At 64.7% G+C, this 20,686-nt stretch carries 11 protein-coding genes; 7 read left to right on the top strand and 4 right to left on the bottom strand.

Annotation, left to right across the window (positions count from 1 at the left end; genetic code table 11):
* The first annotated feature begins 6 nt into the window (after positions 1-6).
* From ACED18_RS15045 to ACED18_RS15030, 4 genes are all read left to right on the top strand, one after another.
* Complete coding sequence (locus ACED18_RS15045; protein ID WP_377293641.1) at positions 7-1,176, top strand: PotD/PotF family extracellular solute-binding protein; 1,170 nt, start codon at positions 7-9, stop codon at positions 1,174-1,176.
* Between the two features lie 63 nt (positions 1,177-1,239).
* Entirely contained in the window at positions 1,240-2,097 is an 858-nt protein-coding gene (locus tag ACED18_RS15040; protein WP_377293639.1) for an ABC transporter permease, read from the top strand.
* Positions 2,094-2,888, top strand: a complete 795-nt coding sequence (locus tag ACED18_RS15035) for an ABC transporter permease (RefSeq protein WP_377293637.1) — start codon at positions 2,094-2,096, stop codon at positions 2,886-2,888. The genes ACED18_RS15040 and ACED18_RS15035 overlap by 4 nt, the downstream gene beginning before the upstream one ends.
* 196 nt (positions 2,889-3,084) lie before the next feature.
* Positions 3,085-4,197, top strand: coding sequence for a glycerol dehydrogenase (locus ACED18_RS15030; protein WP_377293635.1), 1,113 nt, complete (start codon positions 3,085-3,087; stop codon positions 4,195-4,197).
* Between the two features lie 15 nt (positions 4,198-4,212).
* Here ACED18_RS15030 and ACED18_RS15025 read toward each other — a convergent pair whose 3' ends face one another.
* The 3 genes from ACED18_RS15025 to ACED18_RS15015 form a co-directional block, all read right to left on the bottom strand.
* Positions 4,213-5,187, bottom strand: coding sequence for a lysophospholipid acyltransferase family protein (locus ACED18_RS15025; protein WP_377293633.1), 975 nt, complete (start codon positions 5,185-5,187; stop codon positions 4,213-4,215).
* Between the two features lie 19 nt (positions 5,188-5,206).
* Positions 5,207-6,640, bottom strand: coding sequence for a cytochrome P450 (locus ACED18_RS15020; protein WP_377293631.1), 1,434 nt, complete (start codon positions 6,638-6,640; stop codon positions 5,207-5,209).
* A gap of 147 nt (positions 6,641-6,787) precedes the next feature.
* Complete coding sequence (locus tag ACED18_RS15015; protein ID WP_377293629.1) at positions 6,788-8,323, bottom strand: aldehyde dehydrogenase family protein; 1,536 nt, start codon at positions 8,321-8,323, stop codon at positions 6,788-6,790.
* Positions 8,324-8,535: 212 nt separating this feature from the next.
* Between ACED18_RS15015 and ACED18_RS15010 the strand changes: the two genes are divergently transcribed.
* From ACED18_RS15010 to ACED18_RS15000, 3 genes are all read left to right on the top strand, one after another.
* The gene (locus ACED18_RS15010) at positions 8,536-9,465 is read left to right on the top strand and encodes a LysR family transcriptional regulator (RefSeq protein ID WP_377293627.1); all 930 of its coding nucleotides are present in this window, start codon (positions 8,536-8,538) and stop codon (positions 9,463-9,465) included.
* 228 nt (positions 9,466-9,693) lie between these two features.
* Positions 9,694-18,186 carry a GH36-type glycosyl hydrolase domain-containing protein gene (locus tag ACED18_RS15005; RefSeq protein WP_377293625.1) on the top strand — a complete coding sequence of 2,831 codons (8,493 nt, stop codon included), beginning with the start codon at positions 9,694-9,696 and terminating at the stop codon, positions 18,184-18,186.
* Between the two features lie 266 nt (positions 18,187-18,452).
* Complete coding sequence (locus ACED18_RS15000; RefSeq protein ID WP_377293623.1) at positions 18,453-19,652, top strand: OpgC family protein; 1,200 nt, start codon at positions 18,453-18,455, stop codon at positions 19,650-19,652.
* A gap of 6 nt (positions 19,653-19,658) precedes the next feature.
* On the opposite strand, the gene ACED18_RS14995 is transcribed toward ACED18_RS15000, so the two are convergent.
* Positions 19,659-20,579: a hydrogen peroxide-inducible genes activator gene (locus tag ACED18_RS14995; protein ID WP_377293621.1), complete on the bottom strand. Its 921-nt coding sequence runs from the start codon at positions 20,577-20,579 to the stop codon at positions 19,659-19,661.
* Positions 20,580-20,686: the final 107 nt, after the last annotated feature.

Here is a 20,686-nt window from a genome sequence, read left to right as displayed (position 1 = left end):
GAAACCATGCAACGACAGCAGATATCGAACCCGCTTTCCAGCAATGCAAGCCGCCGCGACATGCTCAAGCTCATGGGTCTTGGCGGTGCCGCCCTCGGCCTCGGAAGCCTCGGCTTCGGCGGCCGGTCCGTGGCTGAGGAAATGTCCGTCGCCTTCTGGGCCACGGCGACCCTCGACATCGCCGACAAATGGCAGACCTTCACGGAACTGACCGGCGTCGCGCCGCAGTTCACCGACAATGGCAACGATATCGGCCCGGTGGTCGCTCGTCTCGCTGCTGGAAATGCCAACGATCTCTTCGATGTCGGCGGCTTCCAGGGCGGCGCGGAAAAAGAACTGGCCAAGCAGGGCCATATCGTGCCCTGGGACCTTTCGAAGATTCCGAATTACGCCAGCGTCTGGCAATGGGCCAAGGACATTCCCTATCTGAAGCTGGACGGCCAGCAGATCGGCATTCCGACCGTGGTCAACGCCGACTCGATCATCTACCGCCCCGACAAGCTCGGCAAGGTCGACAGCTACGGCGTCATTTTCGATCCAAAGCTCAAGGGTCGCGTCGCCATGGAGGACGCCTGGATCAACAGCGCGATCTTCACGGCCATGTATCTGAAGGAAGCCGAAAACAAGCCCATCAACGACCCGGGCAATCTCAGCGAATCCGAACTGGGTCTCGTCATGGAATTCCTCATCAAGCACAAGACGGACGGCCAGTTCCGCACCTTCTGGAACGGCTGGGAGCAGGGCGTGCAGCTTGTTGCCAACGAGGAAGTCGATGCCATGACCGGCTGGGAGCCGATCGTCTATGAGGGCCGCAAGCGCGGGCTTCAGGTGGAATATGCCGCCCCTGTCGAAGGCTATGAGGGCTGGGGCAACAATACGGTGCTGCTGAAGGGCGCGGTCGATCGTGGCACGGCAGATGCCGCCCACGCTTTCGTCAACGGGCTTCTCGGCGGTTTCTACGGTTGCGAACTCGGCGCCACGCGCGGCTACATGGTCCCGACCGACAAGAACCTCGAATATGCCAAGGCCCATCCGGACGCGTACAAGGCCGATGAGGTGGAAAAGCTCGGCAAGCACGTACAGGCCAAGTTCGCCGGAAAGGTCTACTGGCAGAACACCCGGCCGGACAACTTCCAGCTCTACGAAGAATGGTGGCAGAAGCTGCGCAACGCCTGACAGGTCCTGCGGGCGGCATGTTCTGCCGCCCGTTTCCCTCCGCCCTGCAAAGGACGACGCACCATGTCCGCCAGACGAACCCTTCTGATTGCCCCGCCGCTCGCCGTCGTCATGCTTCTTGGCGTGCTGCCGCTGGCGCTCGTCGTCATCTGGAGTTTCTGGACCTGGGATCCCGCCACCTACTGGATCAAGCCGGAACTCAGTTTTGCCGGCTACGGAGCCATTCTGGACGCCGGTCGCTGGACGGTCATCCTGTCGACCATTGCCAAATCCTTCGCAGCGGCGATCATCTGCACGTTTCTCGCCTATCCCCTGGCCTATGCCATCCACATCATGTCCGGCCCGCGCATGCAGATGCTGCTCCTGGCGCTGATGACCATTCCCTTCTTTACCTCGTATCTGATCCGCTCCTTTGCCTGGCGGCTGGTGCTGGGGCGCACCGGCGCGGTGAACGAAACGCTGCAGGCGCTTCACATCACCAGCGCACCGCTGGACTGGCTGCTCTTCAGCAATTTCGCCGTCATGGTCGGCTTTATTGCCTCCTACCTGCCCTTCGCGGTCTTTCCGCTGCTTCTGTCCATGCGGCGTGTGCCGCCGGAACTCATGGCAGCAGCGCGCGATCTGGGCGCCGGCTTCTGGCGCGCCTTCTTCACCATCCTTGCCCCGTTGACCTATCCCGGCCTTTTCGCCGGCTTCCTCTTCGTCTTCGTCATGGTGGCGGGGTCGTCGACCGAAGTGCAGATGCTGGGCGGTGCCGGTGCCTCCATCGTTTCGGTGATGATCAACGACGTCATGCGCGTCGCCAACTATCCGCTCGCCTTCGCCATCTCGGTCGTGATGCTCATGACGATCTTCGGAATGGTCCTGATCGGCAATGCGGTGTTCAAGCTCTCTGGTCTCTTCGGGGAGGATGCGGAATGACTGTCAACGAAGGCCTGTTCAATCGCGTCTTTCTCTGGACGCTGTCGATCCTTGCTCTTGCGGTGATCTATGCGCCGCCGATCTATCTCGTGGCGATTTCCTTCAACGCGTCGCTGCAACCAGGCCTGCCGGGGCTTTCGGATCTCTCGTTGCGCTGGTACGCGGCGCTGCCGAAGGAAACGGCGCTGATGAGCGCCCTGTGGCAATCGCTGCTCATAGCCGGCGTGACCGCAACGGCCGCGACGCTGCTCTCTCTTCTGGCAACACTCGCCTATTTCGAGCTGAAGCGGGCACGCAGCCTGTGGTTTCTCGCCATGGTCCTGCCGATGTTCGTTCCGGGCGTGATCGCAGGCCTCGCGCTCTCTGCCATCTTCACCCAGTCCGGCATCAAGAGTTCGGCGATCACGGTGATCGCGGGCCATCTGCTCTGGGCCATGCCCTTTGCCTTTATCGTCATCCTGACGAGCTTCTCGGCCGTGAAGCCGTCCTACCTGATGGCGGCCGACGATCTCGGCGCAAGCCGCTGGCGGCAGTTCCGCGACATCACCCTGCCGCTTATCCGACCGGGCCTGATCAGCGGCTTCATCTTCGCCTTCCTGCTTTCGCTGAACGAATTCACCCGCGCCTTCTACCTCGCGGGTCGCCAGAACACGCTGCCCGTCGTTCTCTTCGGAAAGATGAATTCCGGCGCCTCGCCGGTCATCTATGCCATCTCCGGCGCGATCCTCCTTCTCTCCATCCTCGTCGTCGCGGGCGCCATGCAGATGGCGGGACGCGCCAGGGCGCGCTGAAGCAAGGCAAGGCCGCCGCTTGCGACGGACTTGCGGCGATGCCAAGGCGAAACTGATATATTTGATTCAGAGAAATTCAGCTTGAAGGCGCTCAAGAAGCCGTCCTATAATAAAATCGGTGAGGAAAGATATATGAGTTCGGCAACCCACGCGCATGCCGTGTGGATGACGCCGACGGTCGGGGGAGGAGAACAGCATGACCCAACGAGGCTATGGCGGACCGCTGCGCTACGTGCAGGGACCGGGTGTCATCGGGGATCTCGGGCGCTATGTCGAACCGCTGTCTCGTTCGGCGCTGGTGGTCATCGACAGTTTCTTCTGGGAGAGCCTGCGGCCGGAGCTGGAGGAAAGCCTGTCCAGGCATGGAGTCGCGAGCCGCTTCGTTCGTTTCGGTGGCGAGTCGACCGACAAGGAGGTCGAGCGTTGCGCAATCGAAGGCCGCGCGATCGAAGCCGGCGTCGTCATTGGCGTTGGCGGCGGCAAGGCGCTGGATACGGCCAAGATCACCGCCTCCAAGCTGGGCGCACGCATTGTCACCGTGCCGACCATCGCCTCCACCGATTCCCCGACCAGTTCGATCGGCGTGATCTATTCCGAAGAGGGCGTCTATGACCGTGTGGTGCGCTGCGGACGCAATCCAGATGTCGTGCTGGTCGACAGCGCCCTGATCGTCAAGGCACCGGTGCGCTTCCTTGTCGCCGGCATGGGGGATGCGCTCTCCACCTGGTACGAGGCCCGTTCCAATCTCGAATCGCGCCGCCGCAACTATATCGGCGACGGCTATGCGGCGACGATCGCCGGCGCCGAGATCGCGCGCTCCTGCCATCTGGTCCTGATGCGCGACGGCCGCAAGGCCTTCGAGGCGGCAAAGGGCGGACGCCTGACACCGGCAGTGGAAAACATCATCGAGGCCAACACGCTGCTGAGCGGCCTCGGCTTTGAGAACTGCGGCGTCTCGGCCGCCCATGGCGTGCATGACGCGCTCACCGTGCTGGAGCCGACGCACCACTTCTTCCATGGCGAAAAGGTCGCCTTCGGCGTCATCTGCCTGCTGGTTCTGGAAAACCAGGCGCCGGAAGAGATCGAGGAAGCGCTCGATTTCTGCATCGACCTCGGCCTGCCCACCACGCTATCCGACCTCCACCTGGCGGACGTGACGCCTGAGGACCTGTTGCGTGTCGGCGAGATCGCCATGCAGCCCAGCAATGTCATCCACTCGGTTCCAGTCGAGCTCAGCGCCCGGCTGATTGCCGACTGCATCTGGACCGCGAGCGCGCTGGCCGAGAACCGGAAGAAGAAGCGGGGCTGAACCGCCGGCCCGCGCTCAGAGCGCGCTGTCGAGAAAATACCACTGGTCGAGATGGGCGCGGATCACGGGCTCGATCACGCCGTTGAGGAGCAGCACATCGTCCATCAGCCGTGCGCCGGGGCTCTCCTCCGGCGGCAGGGTGATGACCGGCAGGCGGTTGAAGGTGAAGTTCACCCCCTCGTCGCGCAGCATGTACCAGGGAACGATGCGCGCCCCGCTGCGCCGTGCAAGCTTCACCGCCAGAGCCAGATTGCCGTCGAGATGCGGCGGGCGGCCGAAGAAGGGCCCGCGGATCCAGCCGCGAAAGCCCTCGTCGCAGAACATGCTAACGATGCCGCCTTCCTTCAGCACCTTCAGCGCCGGCTTCACGCCGTCGCGTCCGGGCGGCATCAGCACGACGCCATTGTCGAGGCGCACCTTCTGGGCGATCCAGGCCCGCGCCCGCCCGCCCGGCGGCACATAATTGGCATGCAGGCGAAGGCCCGCCTGGCTCAGCGGCGCGGCCATCATTTCCCAGTTGCCGAGATGCATGCCGACAAGGACCAGAGGCCCTCCGGCGGCAAGGTCCACCGCCCAGTCGACATCGAGATCCTTGACCCGTCCGGGCGTCAGCGCCACGCGGCGGATGATCGAGAATTCCGTCATCAGCCGGCCCTGGTTTTCCCAGTTCCTGCGCAGCACCGCCTCGCGCTCGGCCTCGCTGGCAGAAGGCATCAGCACCTTCAGGTTTTCGCGAGCGCGGCGCACCGCCAGCTTGTGGAAGCGCGGCATGGCGAACAGGCCGATCTTTGCGCCCGCCGCCGAGCAGAGACCGGCCGGCAGGAGCTTCAACCCGAAATGGACGGAAAGATCGACGAGATTGTTGAGATTGTCGGTGATGTGGTAGCGCAGGAATGCCTTGCGCCGCTCGCCGCCAGCCCTGAGATCGGCAAATGTCGGCGCTGCGGGCGGCTTGTAGACATAGATGGCCTTGCCGGGCTTCGTGCTCACGATGCGCCGCTCCCCGTCTTCAATGGCCGCGACGACGCGGCAGGATGCGCACCGGCAGACCACCGCGCGGGCGAAGCGTCAGCCGGCAGAGCGGCTCGACGGCCACCGTTTCCGGGACTTCCACGCGAAACCGCTGGGCGAGGATGGCAAGGCACAGGATCGATTCCGTCAGGCCGAATTGCAGGCCGGGGCAGATGCGCGGGCCCGCCGCGAAGGGAATGTAGCTGTAGGGGATCGGCCGCCGGCCCTCGAGAAACCGCTCAGGCTTGAAGCGATGCGGCTCCTCGAAGAAGGCCTCGGTGCGATGCAGCAGCCATGGCACGATGAGGATCAGCGAGGCCGGATCGACATCGATGCCGGCGACACGATCGGCCGCGCGCGTCTGCCGCGCCAGGATCGGCACGGGCGGATAAAGCCTCAGCGTCTCCTCGATGACGGCGCGGCACCAGTCGAACTTCGGCACATCGTCGATGGTTGGCTGGCGACCGCCGCAAACCGCCTCGATCTCCTCGTGAACCGCCTTTTCCACCCACGGCGCGCGCGACAGCAGATACCAGGCCCAGGTCAGCGTGGCCGCCGTCGTCTCGTGCCCGGCCATGAAGATGGTGGCGGCCTCGTTGCGCAGCGCGATGAGGTCGAGGCCGAGTTCCGGGTTCTTCTGCTGGCGGCGCACCAGAAGTTCCACCATCGACTTGTCGTCGCCCTTGCCGGCCAGATGGTCCTCGACCACCTTGTCGATGATACGGTGGATCTTCTTCACGGAGCGGCTGAGCCGCGGCGTCCGCAGCACGGGCAGTCCCTCGTCGAAGCCGAGAAAATAGCCGAGATTGATGGAATCGATCAGCGACTGGTAGCTGGTAAAGCCGTCCGTGACCGAATCGGCAGCCTCCTTGCCGAGATCATTGCCGAAGACGCTGCGCGAAATGATCTCCGCCGTCAGCCCGGCCATTTCGTGCAGCGCATTGACCACCGTCCCCTCGGGCAGGGTCTCCCAGCGCGTCACCAGTTCGGCCGTCGTCTGTTCCATCACCGGGCCGAAGCTCGGCACGCGGCTTTTGTGGACGATGTCGGTCACCAGCGGCCGGCGCTGCTTCCAGGTCTGGCCATCGGAGATGAACAGGCCGTCGCCCAGCAGGAATTCGAGCGCCCGGCGCATCTGCGGCGACTTGCGCTCGAAATTGTCGTGCCGCGTCGCCACCACATATTTGATCGCATCCGGCGAATTGACGACGACGAGCTGCCGGCCGAGAATGCGCTGCTGCTGCACGCGGTCGGCAAAATCCGTCTCGCGCCAGATGGAGAGAAAATCGTGCCGGGCCTGCAGGATGAGCTGCAGCGGCTTGCCGGGCGTACCGCGATAGTAGTCGGAGCGCGCCGGCTCGAAGCGCCCGGCCTCGCGCTTTTCAACGATATCGACCCGTGGCTTGAGCGCCGAAGCGAGCGCCGAAAACATCCGCGCATGTCCTCTCGAATAGGGCCGCCCCCGGCCGCCTCTGCACTCGATAGCAGCAAACGCCGCCCGGTCCAACACCCTGACCGGACACGAAAAGGCCGGGCCGGATGCGGCGATCCGGCCCGGCCCGTACAATCTGAGGCAGGCTTATGCAATGTCGAAGGACACGCCTTGCGCCAGCGGCAGGGCCCGCGAGTAATTGATGGTGTTGGTGGCCCGGCGCATGTAGGCGCGCCAGGCATCCGACCCCGATTCGCGCCCGCCGCCCGTTTCCTTCTCGCCGCCGAAGGCGCCGCCGATTTCGGCGCCTGACGTGCCGATATTGACGTTGGCGATGCCGCAGTCGGAACCGTCCGGCGACAGGAAACGCTCGGCTTCGCGCAGGTCCAGCGTGAAGATGGACGAGGAGAGACCGGCCGCCACCGCATTGTGGTCGGCAAGCGCTGCGTCGAAATCGCTGTAGCGCATCACGTAGAGGATCGGCGCAAAGGTCTCTTCCAGAACCGGGCCGCACTGCGACGGCATTTCGACGATCGCCGGGCGCACATAATAGGCGGTGTCGGCACCCTCGCTGACCCGCTCGCCGCCGGTGACCGCGCCGCCCTCGGCCCTGGCGGCCTGAAGTGCGTGCTGCATGGCGTCGAAGGCGGCCTTGTCGATCAGCGGACCGACGAGGGCCGACGAGGTCAGCGGATTGCCGATGGTGACGCTCTGGTAGGCCTTCTTCAGGCGCGGCACGAGCTGGTCGTAGACGCTGTCATGAACAAAGAGACGGCGCAGCGTCGTGCAGCGCTGGCCGGCCGTGCCCATGGCGCCGAAGGCGATGGCGCGCAGCGCCATGTCGAGATCGGCAGACGGGCAGACGATGCCGGCATTGTTGCCGCCGAGTTCGAGGATGGCGCGCGCGAAGCGCTTGGCAAGGCGCGGACCGACCTGCCGGCCCATGCGGGTCGAGCCGGTGGCCGAAACGAGCGGCACCTTCGGATGATCGACGAGCACTTCGCCGAGGTCACGCTCGCCGATGAGAACCGTGGAGAGGCCGGCGGGCGCATCCGACCCGAAGCGGGCGATGGCGCGCTCGAGGATCGCCTGGCTGGCAAGCGCCGTCAGCGACGTCTTTTCCGACGGCTTCCAGACAACGGCATTGCCGCAGACCAGCGCCAGGGCCGCATTCCACGACCAGACGGCGACGGGGAAATTGAAGGCGGAGATGATGCCGACCACACCGAGCGGATGCCAGGTTTCCATCATGCGGTGGCCGGAGCGCTCGGTGGCGATCGTGAGGCCGTAGAGCTGGCGGGAGAGACCGACGGCGAAATCGCAGATGTCGATCATTTCCTGCACTTCGCCGAGACCTTCGGAGGTGATCTTGCCGGCCTCGATGGAAACGAGACGGCCGAGATCGGCCTTGGCGGCGCGAAGCTCTTCGCCGAGCAGTCGGATGAGCTCGCCGCGCCGCGGCGCCGGTACGAGGCGCCAGGCCTTGAAAGCTTCATGCGCGGCTTCGATGGCGGAAGCGGCACCTTCCGGCGTGGTCTTCACCAGCTGACCGAGTTGTTCGCCGGTCACCGGCGTGAAGGAGGCCATGGCGCCGCCGGTGTAAAGGCCGGCATCGACGCCGAGCCGTGCCAGGATGGTGGCGGCTTCGGCAGCAACGCCGCCCGTCTGCATGTTGCTATCCATTGTCGTCTCCTGAAAATCCGTGAGCGTCACGCCGGGCGTTCTTTCGCCCCTGCGCTGGGTTCCCCTCCCCCGGTCGCCGGCGAGCGCGGGAACACGCGCCCCTTCCGCTCGCGGCCAGCCCGCATTAAGGAAGGAGGTCGCCGGGCTGGACCATAGACCAGACCGAGGCGAAGATGTTCGAAGAATTTGATCTATGGTCATGCGGGGCTGGAATGAAGTTGAGCAGACGGCTGGCGCCTGATGTCATCACCTTGCAGGCATTCGAATGCGCGGCGCGCCATGGCAGCTTCACGCAGGCGGCGACGGAACTCAACCTGACCCAGAGCGCCGTGAGCCGCCAGATCAAGGATCTGGAACTGCAGCTCGGCGTTCTGCTCTTCGAGCGCATCCGCCAGCGCGTCGTGCTGTCCGAGGCCGGCCGCCGCTTCCTTCCGGAGGTTCGCCGGCTGCTGGCGCAGGCGGAAGAGCTGATGGTGCGCACCATGGCGGCGGCCCGGGCCGACCAGTCGCTGTCGCTCGCCTGCCTGCCCACCTTCGGTAGCCGCTGGCTGATGCCCCGCCTGCCGGACTTCCTGGCGCGTCATCCGGACACGATCGTCAACATCGCCTCGCGCTCGCAGCCCTTCGATTTCGAGGAACAGACCTTCGATCTCGCCATCCACTACGGCCAGCCCGTCTGGGCGCATGCCACCTGCACCTATCTGTGCAGCGAGACCATCGTGCCCGTCGCAAGCCCGGCGCTGATCGAGGCCTTCGGCCCCAAGACCTACGCAGACCTGGACGGGGCGCCGCTTCTGCACATGGCCACCCGTCCGAAGCTCTGGGCGCTCTGGTTCGGCGATGCGGGCGTCGATCCCAAGGCCGCCTATCGCGGTCACCGCTTCGACCAGTTTTCGACCGTCATCGAAGCCGCACTCGCAGGGCTGGGATTCGCACTGGTACCGCTCTATCTCATCGGCCAGGATCTTGCGGCCGACAGGCTCAGGGTCGTGTTCGACAAGCCTTTCAGGACGGAAAACAACTATTATGTCGTGGTGCCGAACGGCAAGCAGGAGAACCCTGTCAGCATCGCCTTCCGCAGCTGGATCGCAGGAGAGGTCAACGCCCCGTCCCAGGTAGCTACGATCCTTGCAAGGGACTGAGACTGCGGCTAAAAAATGCCACGTTTATCAATCACCCGCCCTTGCGATCACCAGATTGTGAAGGCAGCGGCCGCAGGCAGCGGAACGTAGCCGGATCGGTCGGCCGCCGCCTGCAGACCACAGGCTGCGAAGCCGGTGGAACTTAAGGGCCTCCTGATACGTTGGCGGCCCGCATCATTCGCTTGAAGCATTCCTCGCATTCCCAAGAACTGGACCCAGACAGCCCTCATGCCTCCAGCCACTTCCCAGACAGCACAGCCGCGCGATCTCGACACCAAGCAGATCGACTACAACGATTCCATTCGCGCGACCTATCTTGCGAACGAGGATCTTGCCGAGTGCGGCGCGCAGCTCGCGCGCGAAGGCCGGGCCACGCTGCCGGCCTTCCTGCCCTTCGAGTTCAAGCCGCGGCACAAGGAAAACGAGAAGGAAATCTTCCGCGTCTACCGCGAGACCGCGCGCGATGTGGAAGCCGGCGCCTCCATCACGCCGGCTGCCGAGTGGCTGCTCGACAACCATTTCGTCGTCGAAGAGGCGATCCAGGAAGTCCGCCGCGACTTCCCCAACAAGTTCTACCGCCAGCTGATCACCATGCCGGTCAACAACGGCCAGGTGCTTCCCCGCACCCTTGCGCTGGCCTGGCTCTACGTGGCCCACACCCACAGCACCGTCTCCCGCGAGAGCCTGACGGCACTGGTCGAGGGGTTCCAGCGCCACGACACGCTGAAGATCGGCGAGCTCTGGGCCCTGCCGTCCCTTCTGCGCTTCGTCCTGATCGAAAACCTCCGCCGCGTGGCGCTGCGCGTCGAGCGCTCGCGCGACATGCGCACCAAGGCCAACGACGTCGCCGACCAGATCCTGCGCCTCAATGATCCCGAGCGCTGCCCCTCGCTGCTGTCGCAGTACGAGGATCTGTCCGCCGACAACACCTTCGTCGCGCAGCTTCTCTATCGCCTGCGCGACGGCTCGCGGACATCAGGTGTTGTCATCAACTGGCTGGAGGAACGCCTCGCACGGCGCGGCACCGACCTCGAAAACGTTCTCGTCGCCGAGCAGAACCGCCTGTCCTCCGGCAATGCCACGATGGGCAGCATCATCCGCAGCCTGCGAGAGATCGACGATACGGAATGGCCGGTCTGGTACGAAAGCGTCAGCAAGATCGACAGCCTGCTGCGCGAAAAATCCGATTACGCCTCTCTCGATTTCGGCTCGCGTGACAAGTACCGCAACACGATCGAAAAGCTGGCGCGCCGGTCCGAGAAGACGGAGGTGGAAATCTGCCAGCTCGCCCTCGACATGGTCGAGGCCGAGCAGCAGGGTGCGCGCGCCGATGCCGACCGGGAACCGAATGTCGGCGCCTATCTCGCCGGCAAGCAGCGCCGCGTTCTGGAAGAGCGCATCGGCTACCGCCCGACCGTCGTTCAGACCGTCGTGCGCGCCTGCCGCAAGCTCGACTGGATGGCGATCGCGCTGCCGAACATCGCGCTGACCATTCTGGCCCTCGTTCTCGTCTATGCCTTCGTCAGCCCGATGGCGATCCCGAGCGGTGCGAAGCTCATCATCATGCTGCTGTTCGCCCTTCCCGCATCGGAAGGCGCAAGCGGCCTTTTCAACACGCTGGTGACTTTCTTCGTGCAGCCGACACGCCTCGTCGGCTACGAATTCCTCGACGGCATCCCCGAGGATGCCCGCACGCTGGTCGTCGTCCCCTGCCTGATTTCCAAGCGTGACCACGTCGACGAACTCATCCGCAATATCGAGGTCCACTATCTCGCCAACCCGAAGGGCGAGGTGTACTTCGCCCTGGTCAGCGACTGGGCCGACAGCAAGTTCGAGGAAACGGCCACCGACCTCGACGTGCTTGACTACGCCAAGAAGGAAATCGCGACCCTCTCGGCCCGCTATGCCTTCGATGGCCGCACCCGCTTCTACCTCCTGCACCGCCGCCGCCTCTTCAACGAAGCGGAGGGCGCATGGATGGGCTGGGAGCGCAAGCGCGGCAAGCTGCACGAGCTGAACCTGCTGCTGCGCGGCGATCGCGATACCACCTTCCTGCCCGGCGCCAACATGGTGCCGGAAAACGTGCAGTATGTGATGACGCTCGATGCCGATACGCGCCTGATGCGCGACGCGGTGACGAAGCTCGTCGGCAAGCTCTACCACCCGATCAACCGTCCGGTTATCGACGCGAAGACCCAGACCGTCACGGCCGGCTATTCGATCCTGCAGCCACGCGTCACGCCGTCGCTGACGACCGGCAGCGATGCCTCGGCCTTCCAGCGCATCTTCTCTGCCAATCGCGGCATCGATCCGTATGTCTTCACGGTCTCAGACGTTTACCAGGACATCTGTGGCGAAGGCACGTTTACCGGCAAGGGCCTTTACCATGTGGACGCCTTCGAGACCGCGCTGAAAGGCAAGATCGACGAAAACGCCGTCCTCAGCCACGATCTTCTCGAAGGCTCGCTGTCGCGTTGCGCGCTCATCACCGATGTCGAGTTGGTCGAGGACTTCCCGACCCGCTACGAAGTCGAAATGTCGCGTCAGCATCGCTGGGCCCGCGGCGACTGGCAGCTGCTGCCCTTCCTCTTTGACACCGCCAACGGCCTCTCCTGGCTCGGCCGCTGGAAGATGTACGACAACCTGCGCCGCTCGCTGATCCCCTGCGCCTGGCTGATCGCCTCCGTCATGGGCTGGTACTATATGGAGCCGAACGAGGCGCTGATCTGGCAGGTCCTGCTGATCTTCTCGCTCTTCGTCGCGCCCACGCTCTCGCTCGTATCCAGCCTTATGCCGCGGCGCAGCGACATCGTGGCCCGGGCCCATCTGCACGCCGTGCTTTCGGAAATCCGCGCTGCCAACGCGCAGGTCGCGCTCCGCATCGTCTTCATCGCCCACAATGCGGCGATGATGGCGGATGCCATCGTGCGCTCCGTCTACCGCACGTTCGTCAGCCGCAAGCTCATGCTGGAGTGGCGCACCGCCGCCCAGGTTCAGAGCGCCGGCCAGGGCTCGGTCAAGGACTATTACCGCAGCATGTGGACGGCACCGGCACTGGCGGTCGCGTCGCTGGCCCTTGCCGCAATCTCCGATACCGGCCTGCCCTTCATCGGCATCCCCTTCGCCCTGATCTGGATGATGTCACCGGCCATCGCCTGGTTCGTCAGCCAGTCAGCCGAGACGGAAGACCAACTGGTCGTTGCCGAGCCCGTCGTCGCCGAATTCCGCCGCATCGCGCGCCGCACCTGGCGCTACTACGAGGATTTCGTCAACGAGAAGCAGCACTTCCTGCCGCCGGACAATTTCCAGGAGACGCCGCAGCCGGTTCTCGCCGAGCGCACCTCGCCGACCAATATCGGCGTCTACCTCCTCTCCGTCATGTCGGCCCGGCAGTTTGGCTGGATCGGCTTCGAAGAAACCATCCGCCGCATGGAGCAGACCATCGCCACCGTCGATGCGATGCCCAAATATCGCGGCCATCTCTTCAACTGGTACAAGACCGACACGCTGGAAACGATGGAGCCGAAATACGTCTCCGCCGTCGACAGCGGCAACCTCGCCGGCCATCTGATCGCTGTGTCCTCCATGTGCGCCGAATGGGCCGAGGCTCCCTCCGCCCACATCCAGGGCAGCCTCGATGGCATCGGCGATGTGGCGGATATCCTGGCTGAAACGCTCGCGAAGCTGCCGGATGACCGCAAGACGGTCCGTCCGCTGCGAAAACTGATCTCCGAGCGCATCGAAGGCTTCCACAATGCCCTGAAGGCCGTGAAGCGCGAGCCGGAATTCGCCTCCATCCGCGTGATCAATCTGGCGGTCCTTGCGCGCGACATCCATAAGCTGACGGTCAACCTCGACCACGAAGTCGGCACGCCGACCAGCGCGGAAGTCGTGCTCTGGGCGGATGCGACGGTGCGCGTGTGCGAGTCCCACATCGCCGACGGTGTCTTCGATCTCAACGCCATCGAGGACATGCGCAAGCGCCTCGCCGTACTTCGCGACCGCGCCCGCAACATCGCGTTTTCGATGGATTTCCGCTTCCTCTTCCGTCCGGAGCGACGCCTTCTTTCGATCGGCTACCGTGTCGCGACGAGCGAACTGGACGAAGCCTGCTACGACCTCCTGGCGTCCGAAGCCCGCCTCACCAGCCTTTTCGCAATCGCCAAGGGCGATCTGCCGACCGAGCACTGGTACAAGCTCGGCCGTCCGGTCGTGCCGATCGGCGCGCGCGGTGCGCTCGTCTCCTGGTCGGGCTCGATGTTCGAATACCTCATGCCGCCGCTCGTCATGCAGGAGCGTCAGGGCGGTATCCTGAACCAGACCAACAATCTGATCGTCCAGGAACAGATCAATCACGGCCGTCGCCTCGGCACGCCCTGGGGCATTTCGGAAGCCGCGTTCAATGCGCGCGACCACGAGATGTCCTACCAGTACACCAACTTCGGCGTACCCACACTCGGCCTGAAGCGCGGTCTTGGCCAGAACGCCGTCATCGCGCCCTACGCGTCGATCCTCGCCGCCATGTACGCCCCGGAAACCGCGCTTGAGAATCTCAAGCGCCTGACCGCCGTCGGCGCGCTCGGCCGCTACGGCTTCCACGATGCGGTTGACTTCACGCCGACCCGCGTGCCGGACGGACAGACCTGCGCTGTTGTGCGCAACTACTATGCCCACCACCACGGCATGTCGATCGCGGCCATCGCCAATGTCTGCTTCAACGGCCAGTTGCGCGAGTGGTTCCACGCCGACCCGGTCATCGAGGCGGCTGAGCTGCTGCTGCAGGAAAAGGCGCCGCGCGACATCCCGATCATGAATGCCAAGCGCGAGCCGGAATCCGTCGGTGGCGGCCAGGCAGACCTGCTGCGTCCGGAAATCCGCGTCGTGGAAAACCCGATCGCCGAGGATCGCTCGACGGTCTTCCTCTCCAACGGCCATTACGGCGTCATGCTGACGGCGACCGGCTCCGGCTACTCCCGCTGGAACGGCCTTTCCGTCACCCGCTGGACGCCGGATCCGGTCGAGGACCGCTCGGGTACGTTCCTCTTCCTGCGCGACACGACGACGGGCGAGTGGTGGTCGGCCACCGCCGAGCCGCGCCGCGCAACCGGCGAGAAGACCCTGACGCGCTTCGGCGACGACAAGGCCGAATACGTCAAGACCGTCGGTACGCTGCAGTCGGAAGTCGAATGCATCGTCGCCACCGAACATGATGCGGAAGGCCGCCGCCTGACGCTGATCAACACCGGGCAGGAAGACCGCTTCATCGAAGTGACCTCCTATGCCGAGCCGGTGCTGACGACCGATGACACCGACAGCGCCCATCCGCTGTTCTCGAAGATGTTCGTGCGCACCGAGATCGGCCGCAAGGGCGACGTCATCCGTGTCTGGCGCAACCGCCGCACGCCGAGCGATCCCGATGTCACAGTCGCCCACCTCGTCTCCGATCTCGCCGGCACCACCCGCCCGACCGAGATCGAGACGGATCGCCGCCGCTTCATCGGCCGGGGCCGCACGCTGGCAGAGGCTGCGGCCTTCGATCCCGGTGCGGTTCTCTCCAACACCGATGGCTATACGCTGGACCCGATCGTGTCGCTGCGCCGCACGATCCGTGTTCCCGCCGGCAAGAAGGTTGCCATCGTGTTCTGGACCATCGCCGCCCCGAGCCGCGAGGAACTGGACCGCGCCATCGACCGCTACCGCCACCCGGACAGCTTCAACCACGAGCTCATCCACGCCTGGACGCGAAGCCAGGTGCAGATGCGCCACGTCGGCATCACCTCGCAGGAAGCGGCAAGCTTCCAGGTGCTCGGCCGCTACCTCGTCTACCCCGACATGCAGCTGCGCCGGGATGCGGCAAGCGTGAAGGCCGGCCTTGCGTCCCAGGCCTCGCTCTGGCCGCTGGCGATTTCGGGCGACTTCCCGATCTTCTGCCTGCGCATCGACGATGACAGCGATCTCGGCATCGCGCGCGAGGCGCTGAGGGCGCAGGAATACCTGCGCTCGCGCGGCGTCACCGTCGATCTCGTCATCCTCAACGAGCGTGCCTCCTCCTATGCGCAGGACATGCACCACGCGCTGGAAGCCATGTGCGAGAACCTGCGCCTGCGCAGCCAGTCGGATGGCGCCCGCCAGCACGTCTTCACGGTGCGCAAGGATCTGATGGCCCCGGAGACCTGGGCGGCCCTGCTCGCCACGGCCCGCGCAGTCTTCCACGCACGCAACGGCAAGCTCTCCGACCAGATCGCCCGCAACGTCTCGCTCTATCTGCCGACCGCCAAGGATGAGGGCCCGGCCCTGCCACTTGCCGCCCTGCCGATGACCAAGGCCTATCCGGGTGCCGCCGCCGCCATCGACGGCAGCGATCTCGCATACTGGAACGGTTACGGCGGCTTCGACCTGCCGACCGGCGAATATATCATCCGCCTTTCCGGCGGCGGCGCGACGCCGCATCCGTGGCTGAACGTGATCGCCAACGAAAACTTCGGCTTCCACGTCTCGGCAGAAGGCTCTGCCTACACCTGGAGCCGCAATTCGCGCGACTACCAGCTGACCCCCTGGACCAACGATCCCGTCATCAACCGTCCCGGCGAAGCCGTCTTCATCCGCGATCTCGACAATGGCGACGTGCTGACACCCTATGCCGGCCTCTCGCGCGACACGACGCGCCGCTTTGAAGTCCGCCACGGCCTCGGCTATTCGGCCTTCACATCCGGTGGTGATGATCTCGCGATCACTGCGGTCCAGACCGTCCATACGGAAGATGCCGTCAAGCTGACGAAGGTCACGCTGGAAAACCGCTCCGGCAATGCCCGCCGCCTGCGCCTGTACGGCTATGCGGAATGGGTGCTCGGCAACAACCGCGCCCGCACCGCTCCCTTCGTGTTGACGCAGCGTGATGCACAGGCCGCAGCGATCTTCGCGACCAACCCCTACAGCGTCGGCTACGGCAGCCGCGTGGCCTTCTTCGCAACGAGCGAAAAGGACGCGACACTGACCGCCAGCCGCCGCGAATTCCTCGGTACGGCCGGCAGCATCCAGCGTCCGACGGCAGTGTTCGACGGTGTGGCCCTGTCAGGTGCAACCGGCACCGATGGCGACCCCTGCGCGGCGCTCGCCATGGACATCACGCTCGCCGCCGGCGAAAGCCGCTCGGTGGTGCTCGTGATGGGTGACGCCGACGGGCAGGACGCCGCATCCGCGCTGCTGCGGCATGCGCTCGCCATGGACTTCGACGCCGTGCTGGCGGCCTCGCAGTCCAAGTGGCAGGCGATGACCTCGGACGTGAACGTCTCGACCGGCGATCCGGCCTTCGATCTCCTCGTCAACACCTGGCTGCCCTATCAGAGCCTTGCCTGCCGCGTCACGGCACGCTCGGCCTTCTATCAGGCCAGCGGCGCCTTCGGCTTCCGTGACCAGTTGCAGGATACCCTTGCCTTCCTCGCCACGCGTCCGGAGCTTGCCCGCAAGCAGATCCTCAACGCCGCCGCCCGCCAGTTTGCGGAGGGCGACGTGCTGCACTGGTGGCTGCCGGGAACCGGCGAAGGCGTCCGCACGCTCATCTCGGACGACGTTGTCTGGCTCGCCCATGCCGCCGAACACTATTGCAGTGTCACCGGCCGCACCGACCTCCTGGACGAGCAGGTTGCCTTCATCGAGGGCCCTGCCCTTGCCGAAGGCCAGCACGATAACTTCTTCCGCCCGACCGTCTCGCAGACCACGGCACCGCTTTACGAGCATTGCGCGCTGGCGCTCGACCTCGCCATCCAGCGCACCGGCACGAACGGCCTGCCGCTGATTCTGGGCGGCGACTGGAACGACGGCATGAACCGTGTGGGTATCGAGGGGCGCGGCACCAGCGTCTGGCTCGGCTGGTTCCTCGCGGCCACGCTGACCGCCTTCCTGACGCATGCCCGCAACAGGGGCGATCAGGCGCGTGTCACGCGCTGGGAAGCACACCTGCAGAGCCTCAAGGCGGCGCTTGAAACCGCCGGCTGGGATGGCAACTGGTATCGCCGCGGCTATTTCGACGACGGCACGCCGCTCGGCAGCGCCTTCGAGCCGCAGTGCCAGATCGACTCCATCGCCCAGTCCTGGAGCGTGCTCTCCGGCGTCGCTGACGCCGACCGCGCGGCAAAGGCCATGGATTCGGTGCTCTCCGAGCTGGTGGATCACGACAATCGCCTGATCCGCCTCTTCACCCCGCCCTTCGCCGATGGTCCGCAGGATCCGGGCTACATCGCCGGCTATCCGCCGGGTGTGCGCGAAAATGGCGGCCAGTATACCCATGCCGCCACGTGGAGCGTGCTGGCGCTGGCCCGTCTCGGCCGCGAGCAGCAGGCCTGGGATGCCTTTCAGCTCCTCAACCCGATCCTGAAAGCGACCGATCAGAACGCAGCGGAACGCTATCGCGTCGAGCCCTATGTGATCGCCGCCGACGTCTATTCGGAAGGCGATCTCGCCGGCCGGGGCGGCTGGACCTGGTATACGGGCTCGGCCGGCTGGCTCTACCGTGTGGCCGTCGAAGGCCTGCTCGGCATCCGCCGCAGGGGCGACCGGCTCTTCGTCGAGCCCTGCCTGCCGCCGGACTGGAACAGTGTGTCGGTCAGCCTCACGATCGAAGGCAAGCGACTTGATCTGTCAATCAACCGTGAAGCCGGCACTTACACAGTGACTTGTAATAATTCTGTCATCGACGCGAGGCACGAAGGGATCCGGATCTGATTTTTGGACTACGCGTCATCTGATGGCCCGCTCCGCCCGACTTCGAAGGAATTCCGGCCGGGGCGGGCTTCTTCTTTTCGGCCCCAAAAACGCCGCCGAGACGGAGCAGATCGCAAGCCGAAAATTGCCTGGAGCATGATCCGGGCGGTGCGGACCGAAGATCGACACGATGATGCTTCAGACGAAAGAACTTAGAGCGCCGGTTTCATGCCGTCCCATCGAACTGCGCTCCAAGAGTTGAACCAAGGAGCCCCGCAGGATCCCCCATGCTGGACAGACCGAGTTCTCCTCCGCCGCCGCAGGCTTCCCCCCTGCCCTCGGGCTCGCTTGTATCGTCACGCAACCTCGCAACGGAAAGCGTGCTGTCCCCGAGTGGCCGCGACACGCGCCTTGACGTCTGCCGGGCACTCTGCCTGCTGATGATCTTCATCAACCACGTCCCCGGCCAGTATCTGGAATATCTCACGACGAAGAACTTCGGCTTTTCCGATTCGGCAGAGGCCTTCGTGCTGATTTCAGGCCTGTCCGTGGCACTTGCCTACGGCCGCAAATTCGTGCCCTCGCAGCGATTGTTCGTCACGCTGAAGGCACTTCGCCGTGCTTTCACGCTCTATGTCGCGCATATCATGACCAGTATCATGACGCTGGCGATCTTCGCCGCCGGCGCGCTCTATTTCGGCCGGCAGGATCTGATCGGCGAGATCAATATTCGCCCGATCGTCGAAAACACCGAGCAGGGCATCGTCGCCATGGTGCTGCTCGGCCATCAGCTTGGCTACAACAACATCCTGTCGCTCTATGCCGCCCTGTTTCTGATGGTGCCCGGCATCCTGTGGCTGCAGTCAAAAAGCAAGACGCTGCTGCTCCTGTCGTCAGCCTCTGTCTGGCTGGCCGCCGGCGTCTTCAAGATCGTGCCCCCCAATTTTCTCGACGAGGGCTACTGGTTCCTCAATCCGTTCTCCTGGCAGTTCATTTTCGTCATCGGCATCGTCGCCATGACGGTGGCGCGCGAACGCGGCGAACTGCCGAGACTCCCGGCACTGACCGTCGTGGCCGGAGCCTATGTGGCCCTCTCCTGCCTGTGGGTGGTCTTTTCCTGGTGGAACCTCGAGCGCTCCTTCGGCCTGCCACCGGTGCTGACAGGCTTCGACAAGACCTTTCTGTCGGTCTCGCGCCTGCTGCATGCGCTGGCGCTCGCCTATGTCATCGTCACCGTGCCCGCCATCAACAACCGCCTGCGCCTGCCGGAAGGTCATCCGCTGGTGCTCGTCGGCCGCCATTCCCTGCCGATCTTCATCTTCGGCACGATCCTCGCGATGGGCGGGCAGGTGCTGCTCTTCGTGGTCGATCGCAACATGGTGATCGGCACGCTCTATGTCGCCTTCGGCATTTTCCTGCACTTCGCCTATGCCCGTTACCTGACCTGGCTGAAGAAGGCGCAGAGACCGGTCGCCGTGGCGTCCTGAGGCGCTTCAATCCAGGGGATCGGCCGTCAGTCCGACTTTCCTTAGCCCGACCTCGCGAACGATCTCCGCCACCAGGTTGAGCTGGACCGAGAGCGGATTGGTCTTGCGCCACACCATGCCGATCGTCCGCGATGGCCTTGGCTCGCGCAGGCGCGCGATGGAAACGGTGGCCGAACGCGTCTCCGTCTCCACCGCCATTTGCGGGATGAGCGTCACGCCGATGCCGGCGCTGACCATCTGCACCAGCGTCGAGAGCGAGCTTCCCTCCATGAGATCGCGCGGCGAGGCCGTGCTGACGCTGCAGAAGGAGAGAGCCTGCTCCCGGAAGCAATGTCCCTCCTCCAGAAGCAGCAGCCGCATCTCGGTCAGACGTTCGGAACTCGGCACCGGCTTTTCCGCATCCTCCACGGCCCGCACCAGCACGAACTCCTCGCGAAACAGCGAGACCTCCTCCAGAAGCGGCTCGGAGACCGGAAGCGCCACGACGGCAGCATCGAGCCGCCCTTCCGCGAGATCGCGGATCAGCTTGCGCGTCACCGCCTCGCGTGGGCGAGGATCGAGATCGGGATAGGTTGCCGCGAGCGCCTTGATGAGACCGGGTAGAAGATAGGGCGCCACGGTCGGGATGACGCCGAGCCGCAGTTGGCCCGAGAATGACCCCCGCGCCGCCCGTGCCAGCCCCTCGAGTTCATCGACCGACTGAAGGATCGCCCGTGCCCGCTCGGCAAACTGCTCGCCCAGCACCGTCAGTGCCGCCCGCCGTCCACCGCGCTCCACGAGCTTCGCGCCGATCAGCTCCTCAAGCTCCCGGATCTGGATCGACAGCGCTGGCTGCGACACGGCGCAATCATCCGCCGCCCGGCCGAAATGGCCGATGCGCGCCAGGGCGTCGAAGTAGCGCAGATGTTTCATCGACAGGTTTGTCATAAGATTTTTATATCGGTGTCTTTAGAATATACAATTGGAATTTATGAGAGGGCTCTGGTAGCCCACTGACACCGGTATCGGAGGAGAAGGGTGACGGGCCTCGATGC

The sequence above is a fragment of the Rhizobium sp. SG2393 genome (assembly GCF_042610495.1).
Classification (GTDB): domain Bacteria; phylum Pseudomonadota; class Alphaproteobacteria; order Rhizobiales; family Rhizobiaceae; genus RU20A.
Note: the sequence above shows the minus strand (reverse complement) of the source record. Positions and strands in the feature narration are given on the sequence as shown.

Bases quoted from the DNA above. Each gene is read 5' to 3' on its own strand.
- ACED18_RS15045 (WP_377293641.1), top strand. From the start codon at position 7: ATGCAACGACAGCAGATATCGAACCCGCTTTCCAGCAATGCAAGCCGC.
- ACED18_RS15040 (WP_377293639.1), top strand. From the start codon at position 1,240: ATGTCCGCCAGACGAACCCTTCTGATTGCCCCGCCGCTCGCCGTCGTC.
- ACED18_RS15035 (WP_377293637.1), top strand. From the start codon at position 2,094: ATGACTGTCAACGAAGGCCTGTTCAATCGCGTCTTTCTCTGGACGCTG.
- ACED18_RS15030 (WP_377293635.1), top strand. From the start codon at position 3,085: ATGACCCAACGAGGCTATGGCGGACCGCTGCGCTACGTGCAGGGACCG.
- ACED18_RS15020 (WP_377293631.1), bottom strand. From the start codon at position 6,640: ATGTTTTCGGCGCTCGCTTCGGCGCTCAAGCCACGGGTCGATATCGTT.
- ACED18_RS15015 (WP_377293629.1), bottom strand. From the start codon at position 8,323: ATGGATAGCAACATGCAGACGGGCGGCGTTGCTGCCGAAGCCGCCACC.
- ACED18_RS15010 (WP_377293627.1), top strand. From the start codon at position 8,536: ATGAAGTTGAGCAGACGGCTGGCGCCTGATGTCATCACCTTGCAGGCA.
- ACED18_RS15005 (WP_377293625.1), top strand. From the start codon at position 9,694: ATGCCTCCAGCCACTTCCCAGACAGCACAGCCGCGCGATCTCGACACC.
- ACED18_RS15000 (WP_377293623.1), top strand. From the start codon at position 18,453: ATGCTGGACAGACCGAGTTCTCCTCCGCCGCCGCAGGCTTCCCCCCTG.
- ACED18_RS14995 (WP_377293621.1), bottom strand. From the start codon at position 20,579: ATGACAAACCTGTCGATGAAACATCTGCGCTACTTCGACGCCCTGGCG.